Source organism: Stenotrophomonas sp. SrG, assembly GCF_050031795.1.
In the GTDB taxonomy this organism is placed as follows: Bacteria; Pseudomonadota; Gammaproteobacteria; order Xanthomonadales; family Xanthomonadaceae; genus Stenotrophomonas; species Stenotrophomonas rhizophila_A.
The window spans coordinates 1-235 of record NZ_JBNBBE010001381.1 but is presented as its reverse complement, the minus strand read 5'-3'; the positions used below and the strand labels follow the sequence as shown (position 1 = coordinate 235).

The window sequence follows — 235 nt, the reverse complement described above, 5'->3', positions numbered from 1 at the left end:
TGTCGGCAATGTCCTGGTCGCTCAGGTCGGTCGCCTGACCGGTCATCAGCGGATGCTGGCGGTCCCAGGCGCGGTAGGCCTGCAGGGCGTGGGCCAGGTAATCGCCGTACTGCCCCCCCAGCTTCGGGTAGGTCGGATCGAGCGGCTGGTTGCCGTCGGCGCCGTGGCAGTCGATGCCGCTCTGCGCGGTCGCCTGGCCCTTGACCTTGGCCCGCGCTGCACCGGCGGCGAGGCG

At 71.9% G+C, this 235-nt stretch carries 1 protein-coding gene; it reads right to left on the bottom strand.

The features are described from left to right. The coding region (locus ACQG3P_RS23935; protein ID WP_426806443.1) for a c-type cytochrome at positions 1-235 on the bottom strand (235 nt) is incomplete at both ends.